General features: G+C 65.6%; 28 protein-coding genes and 1 pseudogene. 14 read left to right on the top strand and 15 right to left on the bottom strand.

The window, feature by feature from the left end:
* The first annotated feature begins 844 nt into the window (after positions 1-844).
* From JOF43_RS23180 to JOF43_RS14125, 4 genes and pseudogenes are all read left to right on the top strand, one after another.
* Positions 845-1,327, top strand: coding sequence for a tyrosine-type recombinase/integrase (locus tag JOF43_RS23180; protein ID WP_342592047.1), 483 nt, complete (start codon positions 845-847; stop codon positions 1,325-1,327).
* Positions 1,305-1,655, top strand: a complete 351-nt coding sequence (locus tag JOF43_RS14135; protein ID WP_209897632.1) for a helix-turn-helix domain-containing protein — start codon at positions 1,305-1,307, stop codon at positions 1,653-1,655. Before JOF43_RS23180 ends, JOF43_RS14135 begins: the two co-directional genes overlap by 23 nt.
* 515 nt (positions 1,656-2,170) lie before the next feature.
* Positions 2,171-3,112, top strand: coding sequence for a site-specific integrase (locus tag JOF43_RS14130; RefSeq protein ID WP_209897634.1), 942 nt, complete (start codon positions 2,171-2,173; stop codon positions 3,110-3,112).
* Between the two features lie 107 nt (positions 3,113-3,219).
* A pseudogene (locus tag JOF43_RS14125) lies at positions 3,220-4,372 on the top strand (IS3 family transposase).
* Here JOF43_RS14125 and JOF43_RS23175 read toward each other — a convergent pair.
* Entirely contained in the window at positions 4,356-4,694 is a 339-nt protein-coding gene (locus tag JOF43_RS23175) for a type IIL restriction-modification enzyme MmeI (RefSeq protein WP_342592184.1), read from the bottom strand. The pseudogene JOF43_RS14125 and the gene JOF43_RS23175 overlap by 17 nt on opposite strands.
* A gap of 89 nt (positions 4,695-4,783) precedes the next feature.
* Here JOF43_RS23175 and JOF43_RS14120 point away from each other — a divergent pair, with 89 nt between their 5' ends.
* The 3 genes from JOF43_RS14120 to JOF43_RS14110 are packed head-to-tail and all read left to right on the top strand — an operon-like array spanning position 4,784 to position 6,529.
* Positions 4,784-5,080: an SDR family NAD(P)-dependent oxidoreductase gene (locus tag JOF43_RS14120; protein WP_209903343.1), complete on the top strand. Its 297-nt coding sequence runs from the start codon at positions 4,784-4,786 to the stop codon at positions 5,078-5,080.
* The gene (locus JOF43_RS14115; protein ID WP_209903348.1) at positions 5,049-5,540 is read left to right on the top strand and encodes an SDR family NAD(P)-dependent oxidoreductase; all 492 of its coding nucleotides are present in this window, start codon (positions 5,049-5,051) and stop codon (positions 5,538-5,540) included. Before JOF43_RS14120 ends, JOF43_RS14115 begins: the two co-directional genes overlap by 32 nt.
* Before the next feature lie 44 nt (positions 5,541-5,584).
* A complete protein-coding gene (locus JOF43_RS14110) occupies positions 5,585-6,529 on the top strand; it encodes an SDR family oxidoreductase (RefSeq protein WP_209897638.1) in 945 nt (314 codons plus the stop codon).
* A gap of 109 nt (positions 6,530-6,638) precedes the next feature.
* On the opposite strand, the gene JOF43_RS14105 is transcribed toward JOF43_RS14110, so the two are convergent.
* Entirely contained in the window at positions 6,639-7,406 is a 768-nt protein-coding gene (locus tag JOF43_RS14105; RefSeq protein ID WP_209897641.1) for an SDR family oxidoreductase, read from the bottom strand.
* A 100-nt stretch (positions 7,407-7,506) separates the two neighbouring features.
* On the opposite strand from JOF43_RS14105, the gene JOF43_RS14100 reads away from it, so the two are divergent.
* From JOF43_RS14100 to JOF43_RS14085, 4 genes are all read left to right on the top strand, one after another.
* The gene (locus tag JOF43_RS14100) at positions 7,507-8,358 is read left to right on the top strand and encodes a helix-turn-helix transcriptional regulator (protein ID WP_209897643.1); all 852 of its coding nucleotides are present in this window, start codon (positions 7,507-7,509) and stop codon (positions 8,356-8,358) included.
* A 93-nt stretch (positions 8,359-8,451) separates the two neighbouring features.
* On the top strand, positions 8,452-9,237 hold the full coding sequence (locus tag JOF43_RS14095) for an SDR family NAD(P)-dependent oxidoreductase (protein WP_209897645.1): 786 nt from the start codon (positions 8,452-8,454) through the stop codon (positions 9,235-9,237).
* A gap of 87 nt (positions 9,238-9,324) precedes the next feature.
* Complete coding sequence (locus JOF43_RS14090) at positions 9,325-9,495, top strand: hypothetical protein (RefSeq protein WP_209897647.1); 171 nt, start codon at positions 9,325-9,327, stop codon at positions 9,493-9,495.
* Positions 9,496-9,580: 85 nt separating this feature from the next.
* Positions 9,581-10,723, top strand: coding sequence for an AAA family ATPase (locus JOF43_RS14085; protein ID WP_209897649.1), 1,143 nt, complete (start codon positions 9,581-9,583; stop codon positions 10,721-10,723).
* 134 nt (positions 10,724-10,857) lie between these two features.
* Here JOF43_RS14085 and JOF43_RS14080 read toward each other — a convergent pair.
* Positions 10,858-12,083 (bottom strand): IS3 family transposase gene (locus JOF43_RS14080; protein ID WP_245353966.1). Its coding sequence is split into 2 segments (ribosomal slippage): positions 10,858-11,798 and positions 11,798-12,083, totalling 1,227 coding nucleotides; the frame shifts between segments, so codons are not numbered across the junction.
* A 65-nt stretch (positions 12,084-12,148) separates the two neighbouring features.
* On the opposite strand from JOF43_RS14080, the gene JOF43_RS14075 reads away from it, so the two are divergent.
* Positions 12,149-12,859 (top strand): SOS response-associated peptidase, encoded by a 711-nt coding sequence (locus JOF43_RS14075; protein WP_209902963.1) that lies wholly within the window; start codon positions 12,149-12,151, stop codon positions 12,857-12,859.
* Between the two features lie 12 nt (positions 12,860-12,871).
* Here JOF43_RS14075 and JOF43_RS14070 read toward each other — a convergent pair whose 3' ends face one another.
* The 11 genes from JOF43_RS14070 to JOF43_RS14020 all read right to left on the bottom strand — a co-directional run bounded on the left by JOF43_RS14070 (position 12,872) and on the right by JOF43_RS14020 (position 23,209).
* Entirely contained in the window at positions 12,872-14,248 is a 1,377-nt protein-coding gene (locus JOF43_RS14070) for a hypothetical protein (RefSeq protein WP_209902961.1), read from the bottom strand.
* A gap of 189 nt (positions 14,249-14,437) precedes the next feature.
* Positions 14,438-15,145: an ATP-binding protein gene (locus tag JOF43_RS14065; protein WP_209903341.1), complete on the bottom strand. Its 708-nt coding sequence runs from the start codon at positions 15,143-15,145 to the stop codon at positions 14,438-14,440.
* A 38-nt stretch (positions 15,146-15,183) separates the two neighbouring features.
* Positions 15,184-16,767: an IS21 family transposase gene (gene istA / locus JOF43_RS14060; RefSeq protein ID WP_209902959.1), complete on the bottom strand. Its 1,584-nt coding sequence runs from the start codon at positions 16,765-16,767 to the stop codon at positions 15,184-15,186.
* Between the two features lie 162 nt (positions 16,768-16,929).
* Positions 16,930-17,181 carry a hypothetical protein gene (locus JOF43_RS14055; RefSeq protein ID WP_209902957.1) on the bottom strand — a complete coding sequence of 84 codons (252 nt, stop codon included), beginning with the start codon at positions 17,179-17,181 and terminating at the stop codon, positions 16,930-16,932.
* Positions 17,182-17,256: 75 nt separating this feature from the next.
* A complete protein-coding gene (locus tag JOF43_RS14050; protein WP_209902955.1) occupies positions 17,257-17,994 on the bottom strand; it encodes a CBS domain-containing protein in 738 nt (245 codons plus the stop codon).
* Positions 17,995-18,074: 80 nt separating this feature from the next.
* A complete protein-coding gene (locus JOF43_RS14045; protein WP_209902953.1) occupies positions 18,075-18,584 on the bottom strand; it encodes a hypothetical protein in 510 nt (169 codons plus the stop codon).
* Positions 18,585-18,827: 243 nt separating this feature from the next.
* Complete coding sequence (locus JOF43_RS14040; protein ID WP_209902952.1) at positions 18,828-19,598, bottom strand: hypothetical protein; 771 nt, start codon at positions 19,596-19,598, stop codon at positions 18,828-18,830.
* A 650-nt stretch (positions 19,599-20,248) separates the two neighbouring features.
* Positions 20,249-20,635 (bottom strand): RNA polymerase-binding protein RbpA, encoded by a 387-nt coding sequence (locus JOF43_RS14035; RefSeq protein ID WP_209902950.1) that lies wholly within the window; start codon positions 20,633-20,635, stop codon positions 20,249-20,251.
* On the bottom strand, positions 20,635-21,135 hold the full coding sequence (locus JOF43_RS14030) for a hypothetical protein (protein ID WP_209902948.1): 501 nt from the start codon (positions 21,133-21,135) through the stop codon (positions 20,635-20,637). Before JOF43_RS14030 ends, JOF43_RS14035 begins: the two co-directional genes overlap by 1 nt.
* Positions 21,136-21,609: 474 nt before the next feature.
* The gene (locus JOF43_RS14025) at positions 21,610-22,518 is read right to left on the bottom strand and encodes a CPBP family intramembrane glutamic endopeptidase (RefSeq protein ID WP_245354114.1); all 909 of its coding nucleotides are present in this window, start codon (positions 22,516-22,518) and stop codon (positions 21,610-21,612) included.
* Between the two features lie 40 nt (positions 22,519-22,558).
* Positions 22,559-23,209, bottom strand: a complete 651-nt coding sequence (locus JOF43_RS14020; protein ID WP_096197820.1) for a hypothetical protein — start codon at positions 23,207-23,209, stop codon at positions 22,559-22,561.
* Positions 23,210-23,319: 110 nt separating this feature from the next.
* On the opposite strand from JOF43_RS14020, the gene JOF43_RS14015 reads away from it, so the two are divergent.
* Complete coding sequence (locus JOF43_RS14015; protein ID WP_245354113.1) at positions 23,320-23,967, top strand: TetR/AcrR family transcriptional regulator; 648 nt, start codon at positions 23,320-23,322, stop codon at positions 23,965-23,967.
* Positions 23,968-24,049: 82 nt separating this feature from the next.
* Here the strand turns inward: JOF43_RS14015 and JOF43_RS14010 are convergent, their stop codons facing one another.
* Positions 24,050-24,592, bottom strand: coding sequence for a CPBP family intramembrane glutamic endopeptidase (locus JOF43_RS14010; RefSeq protein ID WP_209902946.1), 543 nt, complete (start codon positions 24,590-24,592; stop codon positions 24,050-24,052).
* A 161-nt stretch (positions 24,593-24,753) separates the two neighbouring features.
* On the opposite strand from JOF43_RS14010, the gene JOF43_RS14005 reads away from it, so the two are divergent.
* A protein-coding gene (locus JOF43_RS14005; protein WP_245353993.1) for an IS3 family transposase occupies positions 24,754-25,919 on the top strand; the annotation gives its coding sequence in 2 pieces (ribosomal slippage) (positions 24,754-25,038 and positions 25,041-25,919; 1,164 coding nt in all).
* Positions 25,920-25,980 lie beyond the last annotated feature (61 nt).

The following is a 25,980-nucleotide window of genomic DNA, read 5'->3' as shown; positions in this document are numbered from 1 at the left end:
AACCTTGTTTCTGCCTATGAGGGTTCGGCTGGGTTCCTTTCAATGGTCTGTCGGGGCTCTCGATCAGTCACGTCATCGCCGGGCAGATCCAGATGCTGCATCGCCGCTGGCAGAGCCCCAGCCCCGCGCACGTCGACGAAGGCAGAATCTGCCCCCGTCTGGCCAGGCTTGATGCATCATTGTTGCAACGGATGCAATACTGGCGTCGTGGATCAGAACCGCCCTGGTGTATCTCCGCTTCGCGAGCTCCGCAACGTGCGTGCGCTGGACGAGCATCGCTTCGTGTTCGACGCGATGCTCTCCGGTTGGGCGGATCAGCAGAGCAGCCGAGGGCTCTCCGAGCGGACCATCGGGAGTAGGGAGCGAGTCGTCCGGTCTTTCGAGGAGTTCGCTGGCCGATACCCGTGGGAGTGGTCTCCTGGAGATCTTGAGGACTACACCACGCGCGTGATGTCGCGGACGCATCCGGCGGCTCGGTCCACGATCCGGGGCTACCACTCCATCATCCGTCTGTTCTGCGACTACCTCACCGACCCTCGCTACCAGTGGTCGGTGGATTGCGAGGAGCGGTTCGGAACGACGCCGCAGCAGGTCTGCCATGAGTGGAACACGCTCGCACATTTGCTCGGCTATGAAGGACGCGCACAGCGGCGCGCTCTGACCTACGACGAGCTCGAGACGTTCTTCTCCGCGGCCGACCAGCGAGTCGAAGTCATCCTCCGACGCGGTCGAAAGGGGGCCCTGGCGGCGCTGCGCGATTCCCAGATCTTCAAGACCATCTACGCATACGGGCTGCGTCGCGCCGAGGCGGTAAGGCTAGATGTAGCGGACCTGAGGCCCAACGGTGCGGCCCCGCGGTTCGGACGCTTCGGAGCCGTGGAGGTGCGCTGGGGGAAGGGAGCTCACGGATCGGGCCCAAGGCGCCGCTCGGTGCACACTTCCCGAACTCGACTGGATCACGGAAGGTCTGGCCCAATGGATCGACCAGGCTCGTCCCCGCTTCACTACCGAATCAACGGGCCCCCTGTGGCTGACCGAACGAGGGACTCGGGTCTCGTTGCGCTACATCGACCTTCGCTTCGCCCAGATCCGTGACGAAGCCGGGCTACCCGGGGAGCTCAGCGTGCACGCTCTACGCCACACCTACGTCACGAACCTCATCGAGTGGGGGTACGCCGAAAAGTTCGTGCAGGACCAGGTCGGACACGCCTACGCGTCCACCACCGCGATATACACCTCTGTCGGCGACGACTTCAAAAACCGCATGATCAGCCAAGCACTATCACGCATCTACGGAGGAAACCATGCCGACGACTCCCACACCTGACGCCCCGATCACCTGGAAGCTGCGCCAGATCATGGCTACCTCGGGGATGTTCAACACCACCGATCTGATCGACCCCCTACGAGACCAAGGCGTACAGCTCTCCCGCGAACAGATCTACCGCCTCGTGACCAAGACTCCCGAGCGATTGAACGTCGAAGTGCTCGCCGCACTCTGCCGAATCCTTGACTGCACTCCAAACGACCTCATCGAGATCCCCCAGGTCCAGGTCCAGCGACCACGCCGAGCAGCAGGAGCAGCGCAGCACACCGGGCCGACGATAGGCGATCTGCGCCCCGTCCGGCCTCGGCTGCACCGCCCAAACGAGTGAGTCGGCAGAAGGTCACGGTTCAGATCGGCTGTGACCGCTGTGCTCGAGAAGTCGCGGCCCGGTACGTGATCCTCGAGCAGCGCATCTGCAACGCCTGCTATTCCAGGCTTCGTCGGCACCCCGGTCGCTGCCCGAGTTGCGGCTACATCAAGGTTCTTGCCTTCTACGATCCATCTCGGCAGATCGTCTGTGCGGCCTGCGCTGGCGTACCGCCACGATTCGCATGTACTACCTGTGGGGGCGAGGAGCAGCTCACCGGTTCGCAGTGCGGCACCTGCCGGCTGACTGCTCGCCTCCGTGACGTGCTTGCGGACGGTCACGGTGGCGTTCACCGGGGCCTGACGTCGCTGTACGACCATCTCCTGACGGCTCGTGATCCACGCTCGGTCGTACGGTGGCTACGGCGGAACCCCATCGGAGAGACGCTGCGCGCAATGGCTACAGACCAAGCCCCGATCAGCCACACCACGCTCGACGCGTTACCCCCCTCGCCTCGAGTGCGCTACCTACGACGCATGCTCATCAGCGCCGGCACGCTACCCGCGATCGATGTTCGACTGAACGACCTCGAAAACTTCGCCGCCACGTTCATCGCTGACCTTCCTGCCGAACACGCGGCCATCGTCGGCCAGTACTTCAACTGGGAAGTGTTCCGTAAGCTCCGCCAGCGATCCTCGAAGCGGACTCTCTCGACCGGCGCTTACGACACACGCGCCACCGATCTGCGCAAGATCGCGAACTTCCTGTACTGGATAACCAACCACGGTCTTGACCTGCCCTCATTGAGTCAGGCCACGGTGGATCGGTACTTCGCCGGCCATAGCTCGCAAGCTGCCGTCGGAACGTTCCTGAACTGGGCAGTGCGCCGGGGATTAACCGGCCCAGTCACCGTGCCTCGTCGCACACCTACCATTCCCTCGACTACGGTTCCGGACGACACCCTCTGGAGCAAGGTTGACCTCCTCATCGAGGACGACAGCATCCCTCTAAGCAGCCGCATCATCGGCCTGCTCGCCCTCGTGTTCGCCCAACGGCTCTCCGACTGCGTCCGCTTGCACCTCTCCGACATCACGGCGCACGATGGAACCATTCGCATCGCCTTTGGTACGACTCCGCTCACGCTGCCCGAAGCCATCGCGGACCTGCTTAGCCGACATCTCGAGGAGCTGAGCGGTCACCGACCGTTCGTGGGGGATGCACCAGAATGGCTGTTCCCCGGAGCCACGCCCCAGCACCACACCAGCGAAGCCAACGTCGCCCTACATCTCGCCCGCCACCGGATCCAGATCCGGAAGGCCCAGCAGGCACGGATCGACCAACTCGTCCAACAGGTACCGGCCAGCATCGTCGCGGACACCCTCGGCATCAGCATCAACACTGCCATCAGGCACGCGGCTCGCACGAACGCGACCTGGGGTGCCTATCCGGAACTCCGAGCAACACCACCGCAGGATTAGTGCAGGGCCGAACGATGCCGTGCCCCGGGAATCTGGGGGGACTGATGCGCAGGTAGGTGTCACGTGATCTGTGGCGCTGAGGAGCGTTGCAGGGAAGGATGTGCACCATGCCTGCTCCCTACCCCCAGGAGTTCCGGGACGACGTCGTCCGCGTCGCGAGGAACCGTGAACCTGGTCAGAAGCTCGCCGTGATCGCGAAGGACTTCGGGATCTCCGAGTCGTGCCTGACGAACTGGATGCGTCAGGCTGACGTCGAAGACGGTGCCCGGCCCGGGAAAACTCGGGAGGAATCGACCGAGCTGCGCGATCTGCGTCGCCGGAACGGCTGCTCGAGCAGGAGACGAGGTCCTGCGCCGCGCGGCCGCCTACCTGTCCCAAGCGAACCTGCGGGAAAAGGTTCTACCCGCTCGTGAGCGAGCTCGCCGCAGACGGCATTCCCGTCGCGGTGTCCCTGCGGGTCCTGAAGCTCTCCCGCCAGCCCTACTACGCTGGTTGCACAGCAGGTCACTGCAGCTGAGCTGACCGAGGCCTATCGAGCCACTGCCTGTGGATGCCCATCGCGACGATCCGGAGTTCGGCTACGCTTCTTGGCCGGCGAAGCCGCAGGCAGGCGTAGAGATGTGTGAGCGCACGGCGTGGAGGATCTGCCGGGACACCAATGGTGGTCCGTATTCGGGAAGAAGGCGGCAAGAATGGAAAGCGGCCCGGTCCACCGGTCCACGATGACCTCGTGAAGCGCGAATTCACCGCCGACGACGCCAACGAACTCTGGCTCACCGACATCACCGAGCACTGGACCGACGAGGGGAAGCTCTATCTCTGCGCTATCAAGGACGTCTTCTCCGGCCGGATCGTGGGCTACTCCATGGACTCCCGAATGAAGGCTCGCCTCGCAGTGAACGCCCTGGGCAACGCGGTATCGCGGCGCCGAGATGCGGCTGGCTGCATCGTGCATTCCGACAGAGGTTCGCAGTTCAGAGCAAAGAAATTCGTCCATGCTCTGAACCGCCACCACCTCATCGGCTCGATGGGCCAGGTCGGTGCCGCCGGTGACAACGCCGCCATGGAGTCCTTCTTCGCCCTGCTCCAGAAGAACGTCCTGGACCGCAAGCGCTGGCAGACCAGAGAAGAGCTGCGGACCGCGATCATCACCTGGATCGAACGCACCTACCACGCCGACGCCGGCAGGCCCGACTGGGTCGATTGACCCCCATCGAGTACGAGACCATCATGAACCCGACCGTCAGTCTGGCGGCCTAACCCCAGCTGACACCTGATCGCGCATCAGTCCCCTGTGCGTCGTGCGCCTTGATGAGGCGGGGGACATAGCGAGTGGGTTGTAGTGGTCGGCGAGGGAGCGGTCCGGGTACTGGGCCCTTGCCTCGAGAATGCCTTTGCCTGCTTCGATGATCTGCTGCCGTACACGATCAGTGGGGTTCGGGAGTGGCAGGTTGCTCCAGACGACTGTGGCAGAGAATCGCAAGTCCGACTTGATGCGGCCTCCTGTGGCGCGTTGCGAGGCGGCGCACTCCGGAACGGGCAGCGCCGTCCCTTCGTTTCGCTTCTCGTCGATACCAGGCATCGACAGACCCTGGTTAGGTCTGCGGGCCCGCGCGATCCTGAACTACGTAAGCAATACACACACGTAGACAGTTCGCAGAGGAGAAGAAGATGTCGGATCTGGCTGGAAAGGTCGCGGTGGTTACAGGATCGGCCCGCGGCGTCGGCAAGGCGATCGCCCAGAGGTACGCACGCCTGGGCGCGAGCGTCGTCGTCAACTACTCGAGCGACGAGCAGAACGCGCGCCGCACCGTCGAGGAGATCGAAGCGGCCGGGGGCGACGCGATCGCCGTGCAGGCGGACATCGCGACGCCGGCGGAGATCGACAGGCTGTTCGCAAACCGCGGTCGAGACGTATGGAAGCCTCGACATCGTCGTGGCCAATGCCGGTGTCGAGATCGTCGATGAACCGGTTCTCGACGCGACGGAGGAGCAGTTCGACCGGCTGTTCGCGATCAACTCCAAGGGCGCGTTCTTCACGCTGCAGAAGGCGGCGAAACTGCTGACAGACGGCGGCCGGCTCATCAACATCGGCTCGAGTTCGACGGTGAGCCCCGTACCCGGCACCGGTCTGTACTCGTCGAGCAAGACCGCCTCGCGCCAGCTCGTACGGGTGCTCGCCCTCGAACTGGGCCCGCGGAACATCACGGTCAACACGATCCTCCCGACGGTGATCGCCGGGGCGGGTGTGTTCACACAGGTCACCGAGGACGACGAGTTCCATCAGGTCAACGCCGGGATGCGGCCGCTCGGCGGGCGACCCGGCACTCCGGAGGATGTCGCCGACGCCGCCGAGTACTTGGCCGGCGACCTCGCCGCCTGGGTCAGCGGACAGGCGCTGCTCGTCAGCGGCGGCGCCGTCCAATAGCATCCGCGAGAACCTTGGTCGAGTCGAGAGTCAGGAGCGAGAAGATGGCACGCAAGAAGGTCGATATCAGCATCCCGGATCTGTCGGGTACGCGCGCCGTGGTCACCGGCGCGAGCGACGGGATGGGCCTGGGCATCGCCACCCGCCTGGCCCGTGCCGGCGCCCAGGTGATCATGCCGGTCCGCAATCTCCGCAAGGGAGACACCGCGATGGCGAAGATCGTGCAGGCCGTTCCAGGGGCCGACGTGTCGCTGCGCGACCTCGATCTCTCGTCACTGGCCTCCGTCGCCGCCCTCGGCGAGACCCTGCGTGATGAGGGTGCGCCGATTCACATCCTCATCAACAACGCCGGTGTGATGACCCCGCCCGAACGGCAGGAGACCGCCGACGGACTCGAGCTGCAGTTCGGCTCGAACCACCTCGGGCACTTCGCGCTCGTGGCGCACCTGCTGCCGCTCCTCAAGGAGGGGCGTGCACGGGTGACCTCGCAGATCAGTGTCGCGGCGAATCAGAACTCCATCAACTGGGACGATCTGAACTGGGAGCGGTCGTACAACGGTGCTCGTGCGTACAGCCAGTCGAAGATCGCGTTCGGACTGTTCGGGCTCGAGCTGGATCGACGCAGCAGGGCCAACGGCTGGGGCATCAGCAGCAACCTGTCGCATCCTGGAGTGGCTCCGACCAATCTGCTGGCAGCTCGCCCGGAACTCGGCCGTTCTCGCGAGACGCCACGCCGCAGGCTCATCCGCAAGCTATCCGAGCGCGGCATCCTGTTCGGCACTGTCGAGACGGCGGGCATGCCCGCCCTCACGGCGGCGACCGATCCGGCGGCGAAGCCGGGCGCGCTGTACGGGCCGAGCGGCCCGGGCCATCTCGGAGGGGCACCGGCCGAGCAGAGACTGTACTCGCGTCTGCGCGGAGCCGAAGATGCCAAGCGCATCTGGGATGTCTCGGAGCGTCTGGCCGGGGTTGAGTTCCCGGCGTCCTGACGCGGGACGGGGCTCGGGTTGGCGCGGACGCCCCCCGGAAAGCAGGATGATGCGCCGCCCGGCACCCGGCCTGGCGGCGCATCATCCTGCCCGCTTGACGAACTACATATCACTCCGCCGCGTGCGGGTCGCTCGCGTTCAGGGTCTTGACGACCTCGGCGTAGTCGCCGCGCGCCTCGCCGTATCGCAGGAACTTCACACGCTCGACCTGCACCTCGGTCACGTCGGGCTCGTCGCGCAGGATCGAGATGACCTCGTCGGCGAACGCGTCGAGCGGCATCGCGAACGAGCTCTCGCTCTGACCTGGCATCAGGTCGGTCGCCACCGACGGCGGCTCCAGCTCCACGATCCGCACCGAGGTGTGGGCGAGTTGCAGTCTGAGCGACTCGCTGAGCATGTGGATCGCGGCCTTCGTGGCGTTGTACGTCGGGGTCACCCGCAGGGGTGCGAACGCAAGCCCTGACGAGACCGTCATGATCGTCGCATCCTCGCGAGTCTGCAGGTGCTCGATGAACGCTCCGATGAGTCTGATCGGGCCGAGCAGGTTCGTCGTGACGGTCTCTTCCGCCGTCGAGACGAAACCGGACGGACGGGTCCAGTCCTCGATGCGCATGATGCCCGCCATCGCCACAAGAACGTTCAGGTCGGGGTGACGCTCGATGACCTCTGATGCTGCGGACGCGATGGATGCGGCATCCGTCGTGTCGATCACGACCGTGTCGATCCCCGGATGCCGGGCGGCGATCTCGGCCAGCAGCTCGCGGCGACGTCCGCCGACGATGACCGTGTTACCCGCATCGTGCAGTCGTTCGGCGAGAGCGAGGCCGATGCCGCTCGTCGCGCCCGGGATGAAGATGGTGTTTCCGTTGATTCGCATGTTCAGAGTCTCCGCCGCGCAGGAGAGCCCTACCAGGGACCGCTTATCGAGGGATCGTCGATCCCTGGATGCCGTCTCGCAGTGCGTGCATCATGGAGGCATGGATCGTGAAGCCCTGGCCGAGTTCCTCCGCCGTCGTCGCGGTGAACTGCAACCCGGCGATGTCGGCCTCACATCAGGACCGCGACGCCGAGCGCCGGGTTTGAGACGTGAAGAGGTCGCGCAGCTCGCCCTCATGTCGACCGAATACTACACGCGCCTCGAACAGCAACGCGGACCGCAGCCGAGCACTCAGATTCTCTCATCGCTCGCCCGGGCATTACGGCTCACGGCCGACGAGCGCGACTATCTCTACCGCACGGCGGGGCACGCCGTCCCCGATCGCCTGGGGGCCACCGGGCACGTCGCACCGGCGCTGCACCGCGTCTTCGATCGGCTCTCCGACACACCTGCGTTGATCATCTCCGCCCTCGGGGAGACCCTGTTGCAGAACAGACTCGCTGCGGCGCTGCTCGGCAATAACGCTGGCGCGACAGGGTGGGAGAGGTATGAGTCGTGGCGATGGTTCGTCCACCCGGAAACGGGCCGGCAGCACTATCCGCAGAGCGATCACGCTCGACACAGTCGGACCCTCGTCGCCGGTCTGCGCGCAGCGTACGGTGCGATGGGAACCTCATCGCGGGCCGCCGAGCTGGTCTCGGAGCTGCACGGGAGCAGTGCGGAGTTCGTCGAACTCTGGGAGCAGCACGAGGTCGCCCAGCGCTTCGCCGACCACAAGGTGATCATCCACCCCGAGGTGGGGTCGATCGAGGTCGACTGCCAAGCGCTGTTCACCGAGGACTGGTCGCAGGCGCTCCTGGTTCTCACCGCCGAACCGCACAGCGAGGACGAGGAGAAGATCAGGCTGCTCGGCGTGCTGGGGGTTCAGCGGTTCTCCGCCTCGCGACAGTGACGAGCCGTCAGAATCAGACGCTGACCGGGTCAGTGTGAGCCTGGTACAGCCTGTGCCTGTATCTGGCGCTCGCCCGAGCGCAGAGTTGTCACCATGACGAACAACATCAACACCACTCCCGTCGGCCTGCTCGCCGGCAAGGTCATTCTCATCACCGGCGCGAGCCGCGGCATCGGCGCGGCCGCAGTACGCCTCTTCGCCGCTGAGGGCGCCTCGGTCGTCCTCGCCGCTCGTGGCACGGAAGCCCTCGACCGCATCGCCGATGAGATCCGCGAAACCGGCGGCACTGCGGACGCCCTCGCCCTCGATCTCGCCGACCCGTCGAGCATCCGCGCCGTCGTCGGCAGTGTCGAGAAGCTGCACGGACGCCTCGACGGAGCGTTCAACAACGGTGCAGCCCCTCAGCAGCAGTTCGGTCCGGCCGACACCACGACCGACCACGACATCGACGAGCAGTTCACCGTGAACTTCCGCGCGCACTGGATCGCCATGAACGCCGAAGCCGCTCTCATGCGCAGCAACGGCGGCGGCGCCATCGTCAACACGTCGAGCATCGGTAGCCGCCGAGCGAGCCCGGCACTGCCCGCCTACGGCGCCATGAAGCGCGCCCTGAACAGCCTGACCGAGACGGCAGCCGTGAGCTGGGCGGCCGGCGGCATCCGGGTCAACGCCATCACCCCGGGCGCCACGGCCACCGAGATGATGGACATATGGGAGGAGGCGGCGCCCGGAACCCTCGCGGCTACTGCCGCTTCCGTGCCCCTGGGCCGGCTCGGCGAGCCGCGTGAGATCGCCGAGGTCGCCGCCTGGTTACTCAGCGACCGCGCCTCGTATGTCACTGGCGCGATCGTGCCCGTCGACGGCGGCGCCGGGGCCTGAATCCGATCGCGAGATGCGCGAGCGGTATGCAGCCGAGAGCCTCGCCCACGGCGGCCGTCCTCTCGGATGTCTGGATCTGTGCGGCCGATGAGGGCTGGTGAGGCGCGAGATGCTGGCGGTGAGGTTCACAATCGGATACTGGCCTTCCTGACCGAGGGCACGCTCGAGGAATGGTTCTCCCCCAGCAAGCTCAGGGCTGAGCAGAAGGCGCCACTGCCCGCGGAGCTCGAGGAGGCCTCTACCGCGATCGCCGGATAGCTCGTCACCCGCCCCGTCAGCCTGAACGTAGTCCGAGGATCTTTTGATCCTTTTTGATGTGGGCGCTGCCCTTTATACTTTTTGTATGCCACGCAACCTATTCAAGCCGTCGTTCGGCACCTACCCACACCTCCTTGTCGGCCGCGACCAGCTGATCGACGAGTTCGAGGACACCTTCGACGGGATCCTAGACCCTGCTGGCCTAACGGTCCTCCTGTCCGGACAGCGCGGGATGGGCAAGACCGTGCTGCTCGACGCCTACCGACGAGCGGCCGAGGGCGCCGGATGGCTGGTCATCACCGAGAGCTCGAGCAGCGGACTCCTGGAGCGCCTTACTCATGACCATCTGCCGCGCCTGCTCCAGGAGCACTCCAGCAAGCCGCCGGCACAGCTCGGGTCCGCGAGCGGAACGATCGGCCCCCTCGGGGGCAGCGCCTCGTGGACCGAGCGCTACCCCGCAGAGTCGACGCTCCGATCGCAGATCACCGAGCTCACCGACGCTCTCCAGGCCGACGGGAAAGGCCTCGTCATCACCATCGACGAGGTCCAGGCCGCTGACATCGAAGATCTCCGCAAGCTCGGCGAGATCATCCAGTACGGCCGCCGAGAGGAACGTCTGCTCGCCTTCGCAGCGGCGGGACTCTCCACTCCCATCGAAGAGCTGCTCGACCACCCAGGGGCGACGTTCCTGCGCCGCGCCGAACACCACCCCATCGGCCGCGTGAGCCGCGCAGAGGTCCGAGCCGCACTTGCGGGGACGATCGCCGACAGCGGGCACGAGATCGACGTCCACGGGCTCGACCTGGCGGCCGATGCCGTCGACGGGTATCCCTTCATGATCCAGCTCGTGGGCTACCACACCCTCAAGGCCCACACGACCGCTGGCCCGATTACTACCGAGGACGTCGACACTGGAATCGCCGCTGCACGACGCCGCCTCGGCCGGCACGTCCACACCCCCGCCCTGCGTCCGCTATCGAGCGTCGACCGCACCTACCTGCTCGCCATGGCCCAAGACGACGGCCCTTCCCGCACAGGGAAGATCGCCGAGCGGATGGGCGTGAGCGCCCAGTACGCCGGCGAGTACCGCCGACGCCTCATCCGCGACGGCATCATCGAGTCGGCCGGCCACGGACAAGTCCGCTTCACCATCCCCTACACCGCGGACCATCTGCGCGAGCATGCCGCTCACAATGCACTCGAGGGCCTCGTCGACGAGGACACGTGATCCCTCCCTGCCATCGGAGAATGTCTTCCCGGTCGCGGTAGGACAGAACTTCCGCAGTCAGCCCACCCGCTCCAGAACAGGAACCGCAACATGTCCATGACTCACACTGAAGCGCCCTGGGTTCCGTTCCGTGGTTAGACGGTCGCGGGCGCGGTCGTCGTGGGGTGAGTGTAGGACGCTTCGACTTCGGCCGGGGTGCGATAGTCGAGTGCTTCGTGCAGGCGCTTCGTGTTCCACCAGGTGACCCAGTCCAGAGTGGCGATCTCGACGGCGGTCGCTGAGGGCCAGGTGCGGCGTCGGTGGATGAGCTCGGCTTTGTAGAGGCCGTTGACGGTCTCAGCCAGGGCGTTGTCGTAGCTGTCTCCGACGGATCCGACCGAGGCCTGGACTCCGGCGGTGATCAGCGCATCGGAGTAGGCCAGCGAGACGTAGTTGCTGCCCCTATCGCTGTGATGGATCAGCCCAGTCCGAGACGCTTCTGCCGGGGAGGTCTGGAGGGCCTGCTCGAGAGCCTGCAGTGGCAGTGCCTCAGTGCGGAGGCTGGTGGCCACTGCCCAGCCGACGATCCTTCGCGTGAAAACGTCCGTGATGAACGCGGTGTAGCAGAACCCGGACGGGATCCGGACGTAGGTGATGTCAGCGACCCAGAGCTGATTCGGTCCGGCAGCCGTGAAGTTCCGCTCGACCAGATCAGGACGACGGTCCAGGCCACCAGCAGGGCTCGTCGTGAACACCTTTCGACCACGGCGTATCCCGCACAGACCAGCAGCTTTCATCAGCCGAGCGGTCTGGTCGCGGCCGACTTCCCATCCGGCACGGCGCATCGCGTGATGCATCTTCCGATACCCGTAGACGCCGTAGTTCTCGGCATGAATCCGACGGATCTCTTCGACGAGCACCTCGTCACGGACCGCTCTGGCCGATGCCGGGCGCTGCTTCGCGGCACGGTATCCGCGAGAGGTGAGGAACCCACGTTCCGTCGCGCCCAGGACGCGGCAGATGGCCTCGACCCCGAAGTGATCGCGATGCCTATCGATGAAGGCGATCATTTCGTCGTGGGGTGGTCGAGTTCCCTGGCGAAAAACACGGAGGCGGCCTTGAGGATCTCGTTGGCCCGCCGGGACTCGGCGAGCTCTCGACGCAGTCTGCGGTTCTCCTCCTCGAGAGACTCCGCGGGGCCGGCCGAGGGCTCGGCTGGCCCGTAGCGGTTGCACCAGATCCTCAGCGTCTCCATGCCAACGCCGAGTTGGGGCGCGACAGCACGGATCGACTCCGATCGTGGGCCACCTTCGAGTGCCTGGCGGTCGTAGACCATGCGCACGGCACGGTCACGCAGCTCCGGACTGAACTTCTTGGGCATACTCCGATTCTCCTTGCTGAGACTCGGAACGGAACCCAGGGCGCTTCATAATTCTCGATCGAACGATGCTGGTCCCCGGTAACGGTGCCGGGCTCCTGCATGCCTATGTCGCGACCAGCGACGACCGCGCGGGGGAGTGGGAGGCGATCTACTCGATCGCTCCACGCACGAAGGCGCCAGTGGTGCGGGAGTTCGTCGATGACGACGGCGAGTTGCAGCGTCGTCTTGAGCTCGCGCGGTGGGGACTGCATCCCTCGTGGGCCAAGGACAAGGGACCTCGTCCGATCAACGCTCGCATGGAGACCATTGCGACGAACGGGATGTTCCGCGGCCCGTTCTCCAGCGGCCGTGCGGTCGTACCGATGACCAGCTACTACGAATGGGTCGAAGCCGAGGACGGTGGCAAGGATCCGTTCGTCATCCACCACCCGGACGGGAAGTTGCTGCACGCCGCCGGGCTCACCGCCGCCCGGAAGGCCGAGGACGGGGAAAGCTGGGACATCACGTTCACGATCGTCACCCGGGAAGCCCGGGACGCCGGCGGCGAGGTCCACGACCGCATGCCCGTGTTCCTCACCGACGAGGCCGTGGGGGAGTGGCTCGTCCCGGGGAAGCTCGAACCTGAGCAGAAGAACCCACTGCTCGCGATGATCGACGACGTGTCGACGACCGTGGCCCGTGAGCTTGAGACCTACGCGGTGGATCGGAAAGTCAACAACGTCCGAACCCTCGACCGCACCGACCCGTCCCTGGTCGAGCCGTTGCCAGCGTCCTGAGGCGCCAGGGAATCAGGACTGGACGATGATGGCGGTCTTCACGCCGGAATCGTCGACATAGTCGATCGTGCCGGTGAGCTCGGTGGCCGAGCCTTCGGGCGGTGCGTCGGTCGTTTCCCACGTGACGCGGTGGTTGCTCGTCGTCCGTCCCTCGACGTTCCATTCGCCGTCGGCTCCCGGCCGACGCGTTGTCCGCTCGACGCGGATCCGCTCCGCCGTGAGCTTTTTGCCGGCGCGGCCGAGAGCGTTGGGGGAGTAGGCCGTGTTGGGGGCGGGGAATCCATCGGCGCCGAGCGTTACAGGGATCTCGAGCTTCGCCCGGGAGATCTGGGTCTGGTCGACGCCGCGGAACTCGCCGTGCTCCTTCACGGTGCCGGTCATCGTGACCTCATCACCGACGGCGATGGGCTGGACGGTGCTGGTCTTCCACACGATCTCGTGGCCGTCCGCGCCGCGCATGGTGATGATCTGGAACGGCTCGTCCCCGTGGGGCCACGCATAGGCGGCACGCGTGCCCTCGAAGACATTTGTGATCGTCACCGGGACATCGCGCAGACGCGTCTTGACCGGCGCAACGAATCCCGGGGTGGCTTCCGTGATCCGATCCTCACGCACCTTGACCTGCGCAACCTCGCGGTTCTTCCGGCCGTAAGCGGCCACGGCACTGATGACGGTTCCGGACATCGCCACGGTGGAGAATCCGGCGTCCAGCGCGGTGTTGAGATTGCGGCCGTAGTCGGAGTCCGTCCCCACCTCACGCGCGGCCTTCACCACGTCATCGACCAGGCCGGAGCTCAGGACCTCCGCGAGCTCTTGCCGGGCCTCCTCACGTTCGAGCCTGTCCTCTTCGGTGAGTCGACGGAACGTGGTCGAGCCGAAGAGTGCATCGATGCGGTCGGCGGTGGAGGCGCTGCCCCATTCGCCGGCGCGGGACTTCGAGACGTAGCGCTTGCCCATGTCTGAGGCGACCAGCGCTTTCGCGATCAGCTCCCGGTTGTCCTCGACGGACTGGGTGGACAGCGGCGCCGTATTCCGATCCTCATCGGGCTCGATCGACGTGCCGAGGCTCCACAGTCCCTTAGGCCGCACACCGAGGAACACCTCCATGCACGACGCACCGACCTGCAGCGTCTCGCCGGTCTCCTCGTTCGTGACCAGGTAGGTGGTGTTCCGGTCGCGAAACTTGCCACAGTGATCGCAGCGTCCCGGTTCAGGTCGCCATCCAGCGAAGTCGCGGCCCGGCACCGTGCGCATCATGAACTCGTCCGTGCCGGGAACGCGGTCCAGTGCGGCATCGAACCGCCAGCCCTCGTGAGAGATCGACGGCCGGTTCAGGGTGAGGGTCGAGTATTGAAAGGCGTACTGCTGCCACGGCGCGTAGCCGTACATGTCGACCTCGTCGCCCGTGGGCCGGCGGTAGGAGACCTCCTCGTCGTCCCGCTCGAGCTCGAATGAGTATTCGGCCTGTTGAGCGCCAGTCGGTATTGCCTCTGAGCGCCACTCGATATCGCGGTCGGGCGCCGGTGGATCGCGTCGGTGAGCGCCAGCCCTCGGGGCCGACGCTCACCGATGCCGTGGTCAGGTCGTGGCGTGCGCGATGTGCTCGCGCATGTTCATCTCACCGGTGGTGATCCAGAGGGTGTTGTGCACGATGCGATCCATGATCGCGTCGGCGTGGACTCCTCCGCCGAGGCGGGCGTGCCAGTCCTTCTTCGCGTACTGGGTGCAGAACACCGTCGAGACCGTGTCGTAGCGCCGTTCGAGCAGCTCGAGCAGCATGGAGCGGATCTCGTCGCTGGGCTCGTCCAGCAGCCATTCATCGATGACCAGGACTGCGAACGTGGAGTACTTCCGCAGCCACTTCTCCCGGCCACCGGGTTTGTCCTGGGCCGTGGCCCAGGACTCCTCGAGATCTGGCATCCGGATGTAGTGAGCGCGGTAGCGGTGCTGGCAGGCGCTCTTGGCCAGCGCGGAGCCGAGATACGACTTCCCCGACCCCGTGAAGCCTTGGAAGACGACGTTCTGCCGCATCTGGACGAACGAGCAGCTCCGCAGCTGAGCGAGGACGCCGCGATCCAGGCCCCTTTCCTCGACGAGGTCCACGAAGCGCAGGTCCGCGTCGGGGTAACGCAGCCCAGCACGACGGATGAGCCCGTCGACCTTCGCGTTCGTGAACGTGGCATGCGCATCATCGACGGCGAGCTGGATACGCTCTTCGAACGCCATCCCCAGGGCGAGGGTGGGGTCTTGTCCTTCGAACGCCTCCAGCAGGCTCGAAGCGCCCATCTCGCGGAGCTTGTGCTTGGTCTGTGCATCCAGCTGCGTCACTTCTTGCCTCCTGCGTAGTACTCCGCACCGCGCACGAACCCTGCTGCCACCCCGGCCGGCGCCTGAGGGGCTCGATCGATCTGGGGGCGGGCATCTCGCTGGGCGGGTGGGGCGTCCTGTCTGCTGTCGAGGATCGGCCGCAGATGCGCATAGCGCGGTGACCGGACCCGGGAAGAGAGCGCGATGCCGGCCGCGGCCTCGACCCGCGCCGCGGAGAACCGGCGCGTCAGGCGCAGCACCGCCAGCGCGGGGTCCAGCCCCTGCTCGGCAACCGCCACGGACTCGAAGATCCGGTTGACCACGGTGAGGGTGTTCTCGCCGATGCGGCCTGCCCATTCGCGGGCGCGATCGGCCGTCCATTCCCGGTAGCGAGGGCCGTCGGGCAAGTCCGCATCATGGGTTCGATGCTCGTTGACCACCCCAGCTGGAGCCAGAGCGTGGCTGGTCACGCGCCGGTCACCGTCGAACACTTCCAGAATCGAGGAGGTCACCCGCAGATCCACGCCCTGACCGATGAGAGCGTAGGGGACGGAGTAGAAGTTCTTCTCGAACACCACGTGACCATCCCGGCGGACTCGCCGCCCATGCACCCAGTGGCTGATCTCGTAACGGACCGCCGGCAGGGGCCGCAGCAGAGGCTTCTCCTCGGCCTCGAACACCGAGGACCGGGACCCGGCCCGCTTCTGGAACGGCTCGGCGTTGTATGCCTCCATCCGCTCATAGATCGCCTCCCGCAGCTGCGGCAGCGTCGTGAAAGATCGATGGCGCAGCGCGGCGATGACCTGCGTGGCAATGTTCCCGACCGTGTTCTCCACGCTCGCCTTGTCCTTCGGCTTCCTGACCCGGCCCGGCAGCACCGCCGCGCTGTAGTGCGCGGCCAGTTCCCGGTAGGCGTCGTTGAGCACGACTTCTCCCTCGGCAGGGTGCGCGAGCACTCCCGTCTTGAGGTTGTCCGGGACGATCCGCGGAACGCTCCCGCCGAACCACTCGAACATCGCCGTATGTGCCCGCAGCCAGGCCTCCTGCTTCATATCCAGCGTCGGCTCGACAAACGCATACCGCGAGAACGGCAAGCAGGCGACGAACAAGAACACCTTCGTCGTCTTCCCCGTGACCGGATCTGTCAAGGACATGGTCTTGCCCGACCAGTCGACCTCGATGCTCTGCCCGGCCTTGTGGCCCACGCGCGAGGCGAGCCCCGCGACCAGGACATGACGCTGATAGGTCTTGCAGAACCTGTCATACCCCATCGCCGGGGTGCCGGCCGAGGCTGCCGCGTCGCGGTACTCGCCGTGCAACAGCTTCAGCGTGACCCCGCCCTTCGCGAGCTCACGGTGGACCTCGTCCCAGTCCGGCTGGGCATAGACGCTGTGGTGCTCTCCCCGCCCGGGGAAGAGCCGCGCATACACCTCCGCATCCGGCACCGCGACGACATCGTCGTAGCTGATCCCTATCGCGTCCGCGGCAGCGATGACCGCGTCCACCGAGTGCCTCGACATGCCCTGCGCGGCGATCTGCCGGCGTGAGAGACCCTCGCTGCGGAGGCGAAGCACCAGCTTCGCCCTGATCTTCCGTACCATTTCCGATTACTCCTTCTGCCACGTGAGACGCCACGTGGCAGAAGGAGCCTAGAAATATGGTGGCGCTGACGCCCACTACTCAACGGCGCTGAGCACCACGATCACGCCCCCGACAAGGTGGCGCCGAACGGGACCACCACCGGTGCTCAACACGCCGAATATTCACTCGAAGCGCTCGGCGATACCTTCCCGCTCCAGGCGCCGGTTGGCGAGCTCCACCTTGTGCTCGATGCGATCTAGCGACCAGGTCGGGATCCGCATGGTCGTACCGGTCGACGACTCCTCCGTCTCCAGTTTCACCACGGAGGACGGCTCGGTGATCGCCACGGCGGCCTCGGCGCGGCTCACACTGGCGAACTCACCCTGGTTGCCCTGCTCGCCAGTGTCGCGTTTGCGGACCTTCGTCGTGGTCATGTCCATCTCCCTCGATGCCGTCGCTGTCGAGGAAGTGGGCGAGGGCTCTGCGTCGCGGGACGACGAGGGCGTCGGTCAGGGGTAGCTCACGGTCGCTTCGCGCAGGATGCGGGCCACGTCGAAGCGGGTCACGATCCCCTGCAGTTGCCCGGCGGCTGTCCCATCGGTCGTCACGAGGATTGCTGGGGGAGCGGTCTCCTTTGAGAGCGTCTCGCACACCTTCAGAGCCGACTTATTCGGACCCACGAACTTCGGCATCTCGTGTTGCTCAACATGCTCCAGGATCTCCGCGACCTTCACGTTCTCGATGATTAGGGTCCCGTTTTCGCTGCGGACCGCGTTGCCGAGCCACCTGGCCATGGCATTCGTCGTGAACAACCCGACGTATGAGCCCTCGTGATAGACCGGCAACTGCGACAGGTCGAGTCGTACGACGTGCTCGGAGGCCTCTTCGATCGCACTGTTCGGAGCGAGCACTGCCGGGTTTTTGACCATGAAGTCCTTGATCAGCGGATGGTGTTCGATGTGGGCCCCGATCCGCTCCATCGCCTCGACGGCGTCATCTCTCGGGATAGCGATAGGCAGCCCCTTGTTCACGCGACTGTGCTGAATGACGTTGCGTAGGTCGACAAGCACATGGAGGGCGGCTGCATTCTGTCGCACGACATGGTCGCGCTGCTCCTCCGCATGCCTCACCGCGGCACCGAGCCCGGAGAACTTCCTCTGGTACTTCCCCTCGAGGGCCTTCTTGGCTTGCTCCGTCGCGTTGATGAAGCGGTCCGCAGCGTCGCGCTGCCCAGTGTTGTCGGTCATGCTGACGAGGGTAGATCGTCAGTTACCGCGCGGGCTCGATCGTTCAGGTCAGGACGAACGCTCGCGTGATCGAACGATGCTCAGAAGTCGTAGTCGTCGCGCTCTTCCGGCGCCGAGCCAGGTGCAGTTGTGCTGGCCTCGTCATCGGTGACCGTGTTCACCTCGGGGCTCTTCACAAGCGCGCTCGACGGGTTGGCGGGCTTGTCGACGGGTCTCTGGTCGGGCTCGGGGGACTCGTCGGCGTCCTCGCCGAGATCGCGACGGATCAGGCCGATGACGGCATCGAGCCGCTCCATGCGCTCCTCGAGCTCCTCCCGCTGCACCACCAGGTGCTCCAGGCGCAAGCGTGCGGACTCGTCTTTGCCCTCGGCCTCGGTGGTGCCGGCGACGACCCGCGTGGCGCAGGGATATGGCACATGCGCGAGTTCCGCCGTGTAGACCCAGTCTTCGCCGTCGGCACTCGCCTTCTCGAGGGCTTCGGTGCGCAGGCGGGTGCATTCGGGACAGATGACGTCGACGTCGTAGCCGTTGTCGTGCTCGACGAGTGTCGGGCCGTGCAGCTTGCGGACGGACTCGATCAGCGAGGCCATGGATCCTCCTCCACGTGGGGCATGTCCCCGCACCAGTGGGCGAAGGCGAGGTTCCGCGGGACGGAGGGTCAGAGGTCAGAGCCCGGTGGCAGCTCGTCCCAGTACGACCGGCTGTCCGCGGCGTCGATTGCGTCAAGCTCTTCCTCGGCCTGCTGGATGGACAACATCCGGCCATCCGGCGCCTGGATCAACCACGAGGGTCCGCTCGTCCTCTCGCGCAGGTTAGCGAGTTAATAGGATCGCTCAGCTTGGGCATGATGGGTACTTGACATCCGCGAAAAGACGCGGAAGAGGCTCGCTCCACCATCCCAAGTCTAACCGGCAGTACGAACCCGATAGTTCATCACTTTTTATGCGGGCCAGGCTCCGGTGTTCCTGAAAGAGCACTGTTGCATCTTCTTCGTCACGGCTCAGGACGTACGCGGTCTGCTCTCCATTTGGTGTAACGACGGTTTCCGGCGGTATCCAAGGAATCGGCAGAGAGCTGAACATTAGGATCGCAAGCCCGGCAAGGCCGGCGCTCGTCGCTTCAAACCTGCTTGGCGGCTCTGAGGTCGGTACGGGGACGTTCTCGCGGCTAGCGCGCATCCGAATATCCTTGATCGATCGATAGATCGACAGTGCGGTCGCCAGCAATATGAACACTGCAAAGAATATCAATATCCCAAGCGGGACAATAAATACCAGTAGGATCGTGGGCCATGTCGCCAAGAGTCGTGCAGCGGCTCTCTCAACCGGCGTACGAAGCCTGAGGTCACGTTCAATTCGAGGAATTATCGCGAATGCGAATGCTCCGTAAAGGGTTGGCAGAACGGCCAGGAGTGCACCTGTCAGGACATTAGCTGTCCCGTTTGCTGCGAGGATTCCGAACGCGGTGTTGCTGTCCCAGCCGGCGACTGCTAAAAGCTTAAGGCAGATGAGCGCTGAGGCGGCCACACCAATGACCGGGCCGACGTGGTTTCCCCACTCGAATGCAGGGGTCCGTGAGAGTGCCGTCGAGGACTCGCTAGTCATGACACGATTCTCTCATCACGTAGCCTCAACTGGGCGTTCAAGCGACAGGGAAGCAGGGACGCATTGTCGAACGACGGTGCATGTCCCCGGAGAAGTGGGCGAATAGTCGCCGCCGCGGGACGGAGGATCAGAGGTCTGAGCCTGGAGGCAGCTCGTCCCAGTACGACCGGCTGTCCTCGGCGTCGATTGCGTCAAGCTCATTCTCGGCCTGCTGGATGGACAAGATCCGGCCGTCCGGGGCTTGGATCACCCATCGATAGCCGCTGTCCCGCAAACGCTGGTTCCGATCCGCCTTCACCGCTGCACCCTCCCTTATCCGTCGCACTTCTCGCTGCCCGGCGCTCAACGGCGCGGGTCGTTCCGCAGCGACGCACTCCCGGCACTGGTGTCGGCGCCCATCGCCGGAGCTTGCATGAGGAGCGAACGACGCTGCGGGCAGAGACCGCTGGCAGGCGCGGCAGATCTTCGAATCGTGCACATGAGGCCCGCTCTTGAGGTCGACCGTCTGATTGCACGCCCCACAAGTAGTCATGACTCGAACCTACGACGTACCCCGGACACCCGAGCCGACGATCACAAGGAAGCTGCGATGGGAGAAGGCAAATGCAGGAACCGGCCCTCCAAGCGCTCGGGAGGGACCGAAGACTTGGTTACATGTGCGATGGGCCGGCGTGCAGCTTCCCGGCGCGAAGCAGCTCCAGCCGGGCCGCCAGCAGCCGTTCGAGCTCGGCCTCGGTGCGGCGCTCCGACAGGTGGGTCCAGTGGTCCTTGCGCTGGTACCGCTTCAGGGAAGCCGGCATACCGATCAGCTCGATGCCGTCGTCGGCCTCCACTGTGCACTCGGCACCCTCGCGGCAGATCCGGCACGGCCAGAGCACGGGAATCGGTGCGCGCGGGTGCAGCCGGGCCTCGGTGGTGACCTCGCACTGCCCGCACAGGTACGCCACGATCTGCGGCACGAGCGGCACCACCCGATCAGGGTTCTCGGCCGTTCTCGTCCGGTGGGGCACCGTGGCGGTCACCATGGCTGGGGGCATCAGGCAACCGCCAGGTCGCCGTGCTCGAGCAGCTCAATGACCCCCAGGCCCTGCAGCGTCTCCAGCATGGTGACGTCGTCGGTGGGGTCGACCCAGGCGATGTTCCCGATCGGCTGGTCCCGGTCCGTGTACGGAGCGAACAGGCTCGACACGAGCACGAGCGGGATCTGGTGTTCCCACCGCACCCCGGGGTCGACGGTCTCCCGCTCCGCCAGCAGCGCGGTCCACACTTCCTCGTCGGTGGTCTCGTCCAGGTCGCGGCGTTGCACGGCGGCGGCCACGATCGACTCCTGCACCGCGGTCGCGATCACGATCGCCTGCTCGAGACGCATCAGGAACAGCACCTCGGGATCGGACTCCTCGAGGTACTCGGGGCCGATGACCGCGGCGAGCAGCTCGTCGTTGCGGTCCGCCCGTACGGTGCGTTCCCCGATGCGGAGGCAGAACCTGCCGGCGCCTTCCTCGGGAACGCTGGAGGTGTGGGTGCTGGAGGTGCTCACGGGTGCTTCCTCAGTTCCTTGGGTGCGGGATAGTCACCCCGCACCAGTGGGCGGCAGATCCAGGTTCCCGCTCCGATCCCGATTCATGCTCCAATTTTTCGCGCGGCCCGCGCCGCAGCATTTGCGTCCCGCAGCTCCGTCCCGTCCTGGCTGTAGATCTGACCCAAGTCAGCATTCGGTGCGCGGCGTCCGTTTCAGGGGTCGTGTCGCCGAATAGGCCGGCACCGTGGTCGAGGTAGTCCATTCCGATATGCTCGGCGATTTCTGCCCGGGTCGGCTCTGGTCGACTGGTGCGGCGGACCGTGGTGGGGGCGCCTACGTGCTCGACAAAGCAAGCACCGCGGTGCACTTCAGCGAGACGGGAATCGCATAGTGAATCGAGGGAGACCTCGGCACCGCCTACTGAGCCTGGTCAAAGGCAGGCATAGTGGCCAGAGTGCCTGAATAGATGTACTGCAAGCACAAGACCGTCCATTAGCGCGCCGTCTTAGCGTCGCGCGTCCTCACCATCGGAAGCTCCGCGGCACGCCCCTCCCGTCTCCACACGACGAGAACGAGGGTGAGGACGAAGAAGGCGGGGATGAGAAGGTGAGGTCCACCCGATCCGGCTGTCCGGGCGACGCTGAAGTCGCCTCCTCCTGCGAGAAGGGTGTTGAGGGCAGCGGTGAAGGTGTTGTTCGCGACGTGGAATCCGATCGGTGCCTCAAGGCCCCGGCTGCGGATCGCCATCACTGCGGTAGCCAGTCCGAGGAAGACGTGGTACCCGAAAAGCCACGGGTCGGTCGCGAGGTGCGTGACCGCGAAGGCGAGGCTCGAGACGACTGCTCCGAGAGCCAGGGCGATCCGTTCCGGACGCACCCAGGACGCGACGGCAGGCATCATCGCCCCTCTGAACATCAGTTCCTCCGAGACTGCCGCTAGAGGGGTCGTCAGCATGATGACCACGAGGAGCGCCGCCGTTGTCCCGGTGACCCCGAAGCCAACCCATGGGGTCTGACCGGGGGCGAAAAGTGCCAGTGACCCGTTGGCGAGCGCTGTGGCCCCGAGGGCCCACAGGAGATAGCTAGCGAGGCGGCGCCTGTCGAATGCCCGAGGGAAGCTGAGGATGGTGCGCCAGGGGACCTTCGCCCACCGGGATATCAGCGGGACGGTGAGCACGCCGGTGATCCCCATGCTCAGGTTTACTGCGAGCAGCTGCAGGGGGCCGACAGCTTCCTCCTGGGCGCTGCCGTGATCGATGAGACCCACGATGGTGAACAGGATGATCTGGAGGATGATCATCGCCACCGGGGGCACCACGATGAGGACGATTGGTTTCCACCAGGTTAGGGAGAGATGTGTGCCGTAGCGTCGGCGAGCTGTGCGAGAGGGGTGCGAGTTCATGGGCGCCTTCCTGGCGTGCGTGCCGGGGATGTCGTGAGGGTTAGTTTCCGGCTGCGTCGAGCAGCCAGTGGTAGCGAAGTCGTAGGGCCCGTTCTGTGCTGCCGGCTGCGGCCGCGATCCCGAGCGTGATGGTGAGCCACAGCGGCAGGCGGACCAGCGGCTCGACGGGGCCGATCTGTTCGGCGATCGGCGGGATCTGCAAGATCGGGATGGCGATCTGCTGCAGCAGCAGCGCCACGCCCACGAGTAGCGCCATGATCGAGAGGGCACCAACGGCTCGGCTCAGCCCGGGACTGCGATGCTCGAAGCGGGCGCGGCGTCCCTCGGCGGAGCGAGGATCTGGCGAGAGCTGGTGCGTGATGCCGTCGTCAGCGACGTAGTGGCAGCGCTTGAGGCCGAAGGCACTGGTAGCGACTTCGATCGTCCCACCATCGACCGGGAACAACGCGGGTGTCCTCGATGCCGCGTGGTGCAGGCCGTTGCGGTAGAGGTGCACCATGACGTAGCCGTTCTCATCCGTCTTCCACTGCCGCACATCGACGCTGTACCGCGCCGTGCCCTCAGTGGTGGCCAGGTCCAGGTGCATCAGGGATCGGCTCAGGAGCTGCCAGATCCGGAAAGGGCGCAACGCACTGCCGTCACCGGACGCAATGCGCGCGATCGCCCGACGGCGTCTCCATTGCTGGAACATCAGAGGGACTCCTTGGTGCTCGACGTGGGACTAACACGCTGTGCTAGTCGGGTTCCCGGCACGCTAGCACGCCGTTCTAGTACGATGTACTAGACGAAAGGTGGGTGTGCATGGGTGAGCGATCAGAGCTGACCACGCGCGAACGGATCCTTGCCGCTGCGGCCGGGATCATCGGCGAGGACGGCGTGACCGCCCGGCTCAGCGTGCGCGCGGTCGCTGCGCGCGCCGAGGTGAGCACGGGGTCCCTGCGCCATCATTTCCCGACCCAGCAGGTGCTGCGGGACGAGGTCATGAGCCGTGTCTACGACTGGATGCTCCCGGACATCAGCATTGACGACACCGCCGTCCCTCCCCGCGACCGGCTCGTGCACTGCCTGCGCCAGGTGCTCGACATGTCCGGGACCGGCTCCGAGGCACGCCACTCGATGGTCCTGCTCATGGAGAATTTCGTAACGGTCGAGCAGACAGAGGCGATGCGCGAGGCCTATCTCGCGATGCAGCGCGATGGTCAGCGCCGGATGGAGGGGTGGCTGGGGACGCTCGCCGAGGAGGTGGGCACATTGCCGGTCGCCGACATACCGCGTCGAGCGCGCCACCTGGGGACCGTCCTCAACGGCCTGGCGCTTGAACGCGCGCTGCCCGCCGAGGATTCCCTGGCACAGAGGGAGTCCGAGGCGCTGTACGCCGCAGCAGACATGGCTCTCGCTCCCCAGTGGATGCCAGGCGTAGATGGCGTGACAGGTTCGGACACGAAGTGAGCGGCACCGCGCCGCCGTCACCCAGCACGCCGGACCGCAAAGCGTTCGCGCCGACGTCCCCTGCCGTTGAGACGCGGAGTGGTCAGCGCTGGGCGTGAAAACGTCTCTTCTCGGCGTGCCACACGATCAGCACCGCGACGGCCTCGGCGAGGAGGAACAGGAGCAGGTAGGGCCCGGCGGACCCGGCGCCGCGTTCCTGGCCGATGCCGCCACCGTCCGCGAACAGTGCGCCGATCCCCATCGCGAAGACGTTGTTCATGACATGGAAGGCGATGGGAGCCTCGAGGTCCCGCCCGAGCAGGGCCATGAGCGCACAGCTCACCCTGAGGCCGAGGTAGTTCACGATCATCCACAGGTCAGCGCTCGTATGCAGGACCGTGAACAGAGTGCTCGAGCCAATGATCCCGACGATCACCGCGGGGCGGGCCGACCGCACCCAGGAGGCATACGACGCGGTCAGCACGCCGCGGAACATGATCTCCTCGGCGGCAGCCTGCAGAGGAGTAGTCAGCAGCACCATCGCCAGCAACGTCACCGTCGTGCCGGAGACGGCGAACAGCGAGAGCGGGGAGGGGTGGATCAGCTGCAGTACGAGGTTTGTTGCCACCATGAGGACGGCGAACACTCCGAGATAGGCACCGAGGCGGCGCCACCTGAAGCTACCTGTGACTCGGAGACCAGCGCATCGTCAGATGCGCCCCGAAAGGTCGGGCCGGATGGGACTGCCGCGTCGATAGGTGACATCTGATCTGGCTTGCCCGTAGGCGGCCTGGAAGGATGTGCACCATGCCCGCTCCCTACCCCCAGGAGTTCCGCGAGGACGTCGTGCGTGTGGCCCGGTCCCGCGAAGACGGCGTCACCCTCGCGCAGATCGCGAAGGACTTCGGCGTCCACGAGATGACGCTCCACAAATGGATCCGCCAAGCCGACATCGACGACGGCAACCGTCCCGGCAAGACTCGTGAGGACTCGACGGAACTGCGCGAGCTCCGCCGCCGGAACCGGTTGCTGGAGCAGGAGAAAGAGGTCCTGCGCCGCGCAGCCGCCTACCTGTCCCAGGCGAACCTGCCGGGAAAAGGTTCTACCCGCTCGTGAGCGAGCTCGCCGCTGACGGCATCCCCGTCGCGGTGTCCCTGCGGGTCCTGAAGCTCTCCCGCCAGCCCTACTACCGCTGGCGGAAGCAGCAGATCACCAGGGCCGAGCTCGTCGAGGCCTACCGAGCCAACGCCCTGTTGGACGCCCACCGCGACGATCCTGAGTTCGGCTACCGGTTCCTCGTCGGAGAAGCCGCCGAGGCCGGAGAGGTGATGTGTGAGCGGACCGCGTGGAAGATCTGCCGCGACAACCAGTGGTGGTCCGTGTTCGGGAAGAAGCGCGGCAAGAACGGAAAGCGCCCCGGTCCGCCGGTCCATGACGACCTTGTGAAGCGGGACTTCTCCGCCGATGACGCCAACGAACTGTGGCTCACCGACATCACCGAGCACTGGACCGACGAGGGCAAGCTCTACCTCTGCGCCATCAAGGACGTGTTCTCCGGCCGGATCGTGGGCTACTCGATCAGCGACCGGATGAAGGCCCGTCTCGCGGCGAACGCCCTGGACAACGCAGTATCCAGGCGTCGTGACACCGCCGGTTGCATCGTGCATTCGGACAGGGGATCCCAGTTCAGGTCCCGGAAGTTCGTGCACGCCCTGAACCGTCATCACCTCATCGGATCGATGGGCCAAGTCGGTGCTGCCGGCGACAACGCCGCGATGGAATCGTTCTTCTCGCTACTTCAGAAGAACGTCCTGGACCGCAAGCGCTGGCGGACTCGAGAGGAGTTGCGGATCGCGATCATCACCTGGATCGAGAGGACCTATCACCGCCGTCGCCGACAGGCTCGCCTGGGCCGATTGACCCCCATCGAATACGAGACCATCATGAACCCGGCCGTGAGCCTCGCGGCCTGACACCACAACTGTCACCTGTTCGTGCGGCAGCCCCGATCGACGCAGGGGGCGGGCGTCGTGG

The sequence above is a fragment of the Brachybacterium sacelli genome, from assembly GCF_017876545.1.
In the GTDB taxonomy this organism is placed as follows: Bacteria; Actinomycetota; Actinomycetes; order Actinomycetales; family Dermabacteraceae; genus Brachybacterium; species Brachybacterium sacelli.
The sequence above is the reverse complement of the archived record's forward strand: the minus strand, read 5'-3'. Positions and strand labels throughout refer to the sequence as shown.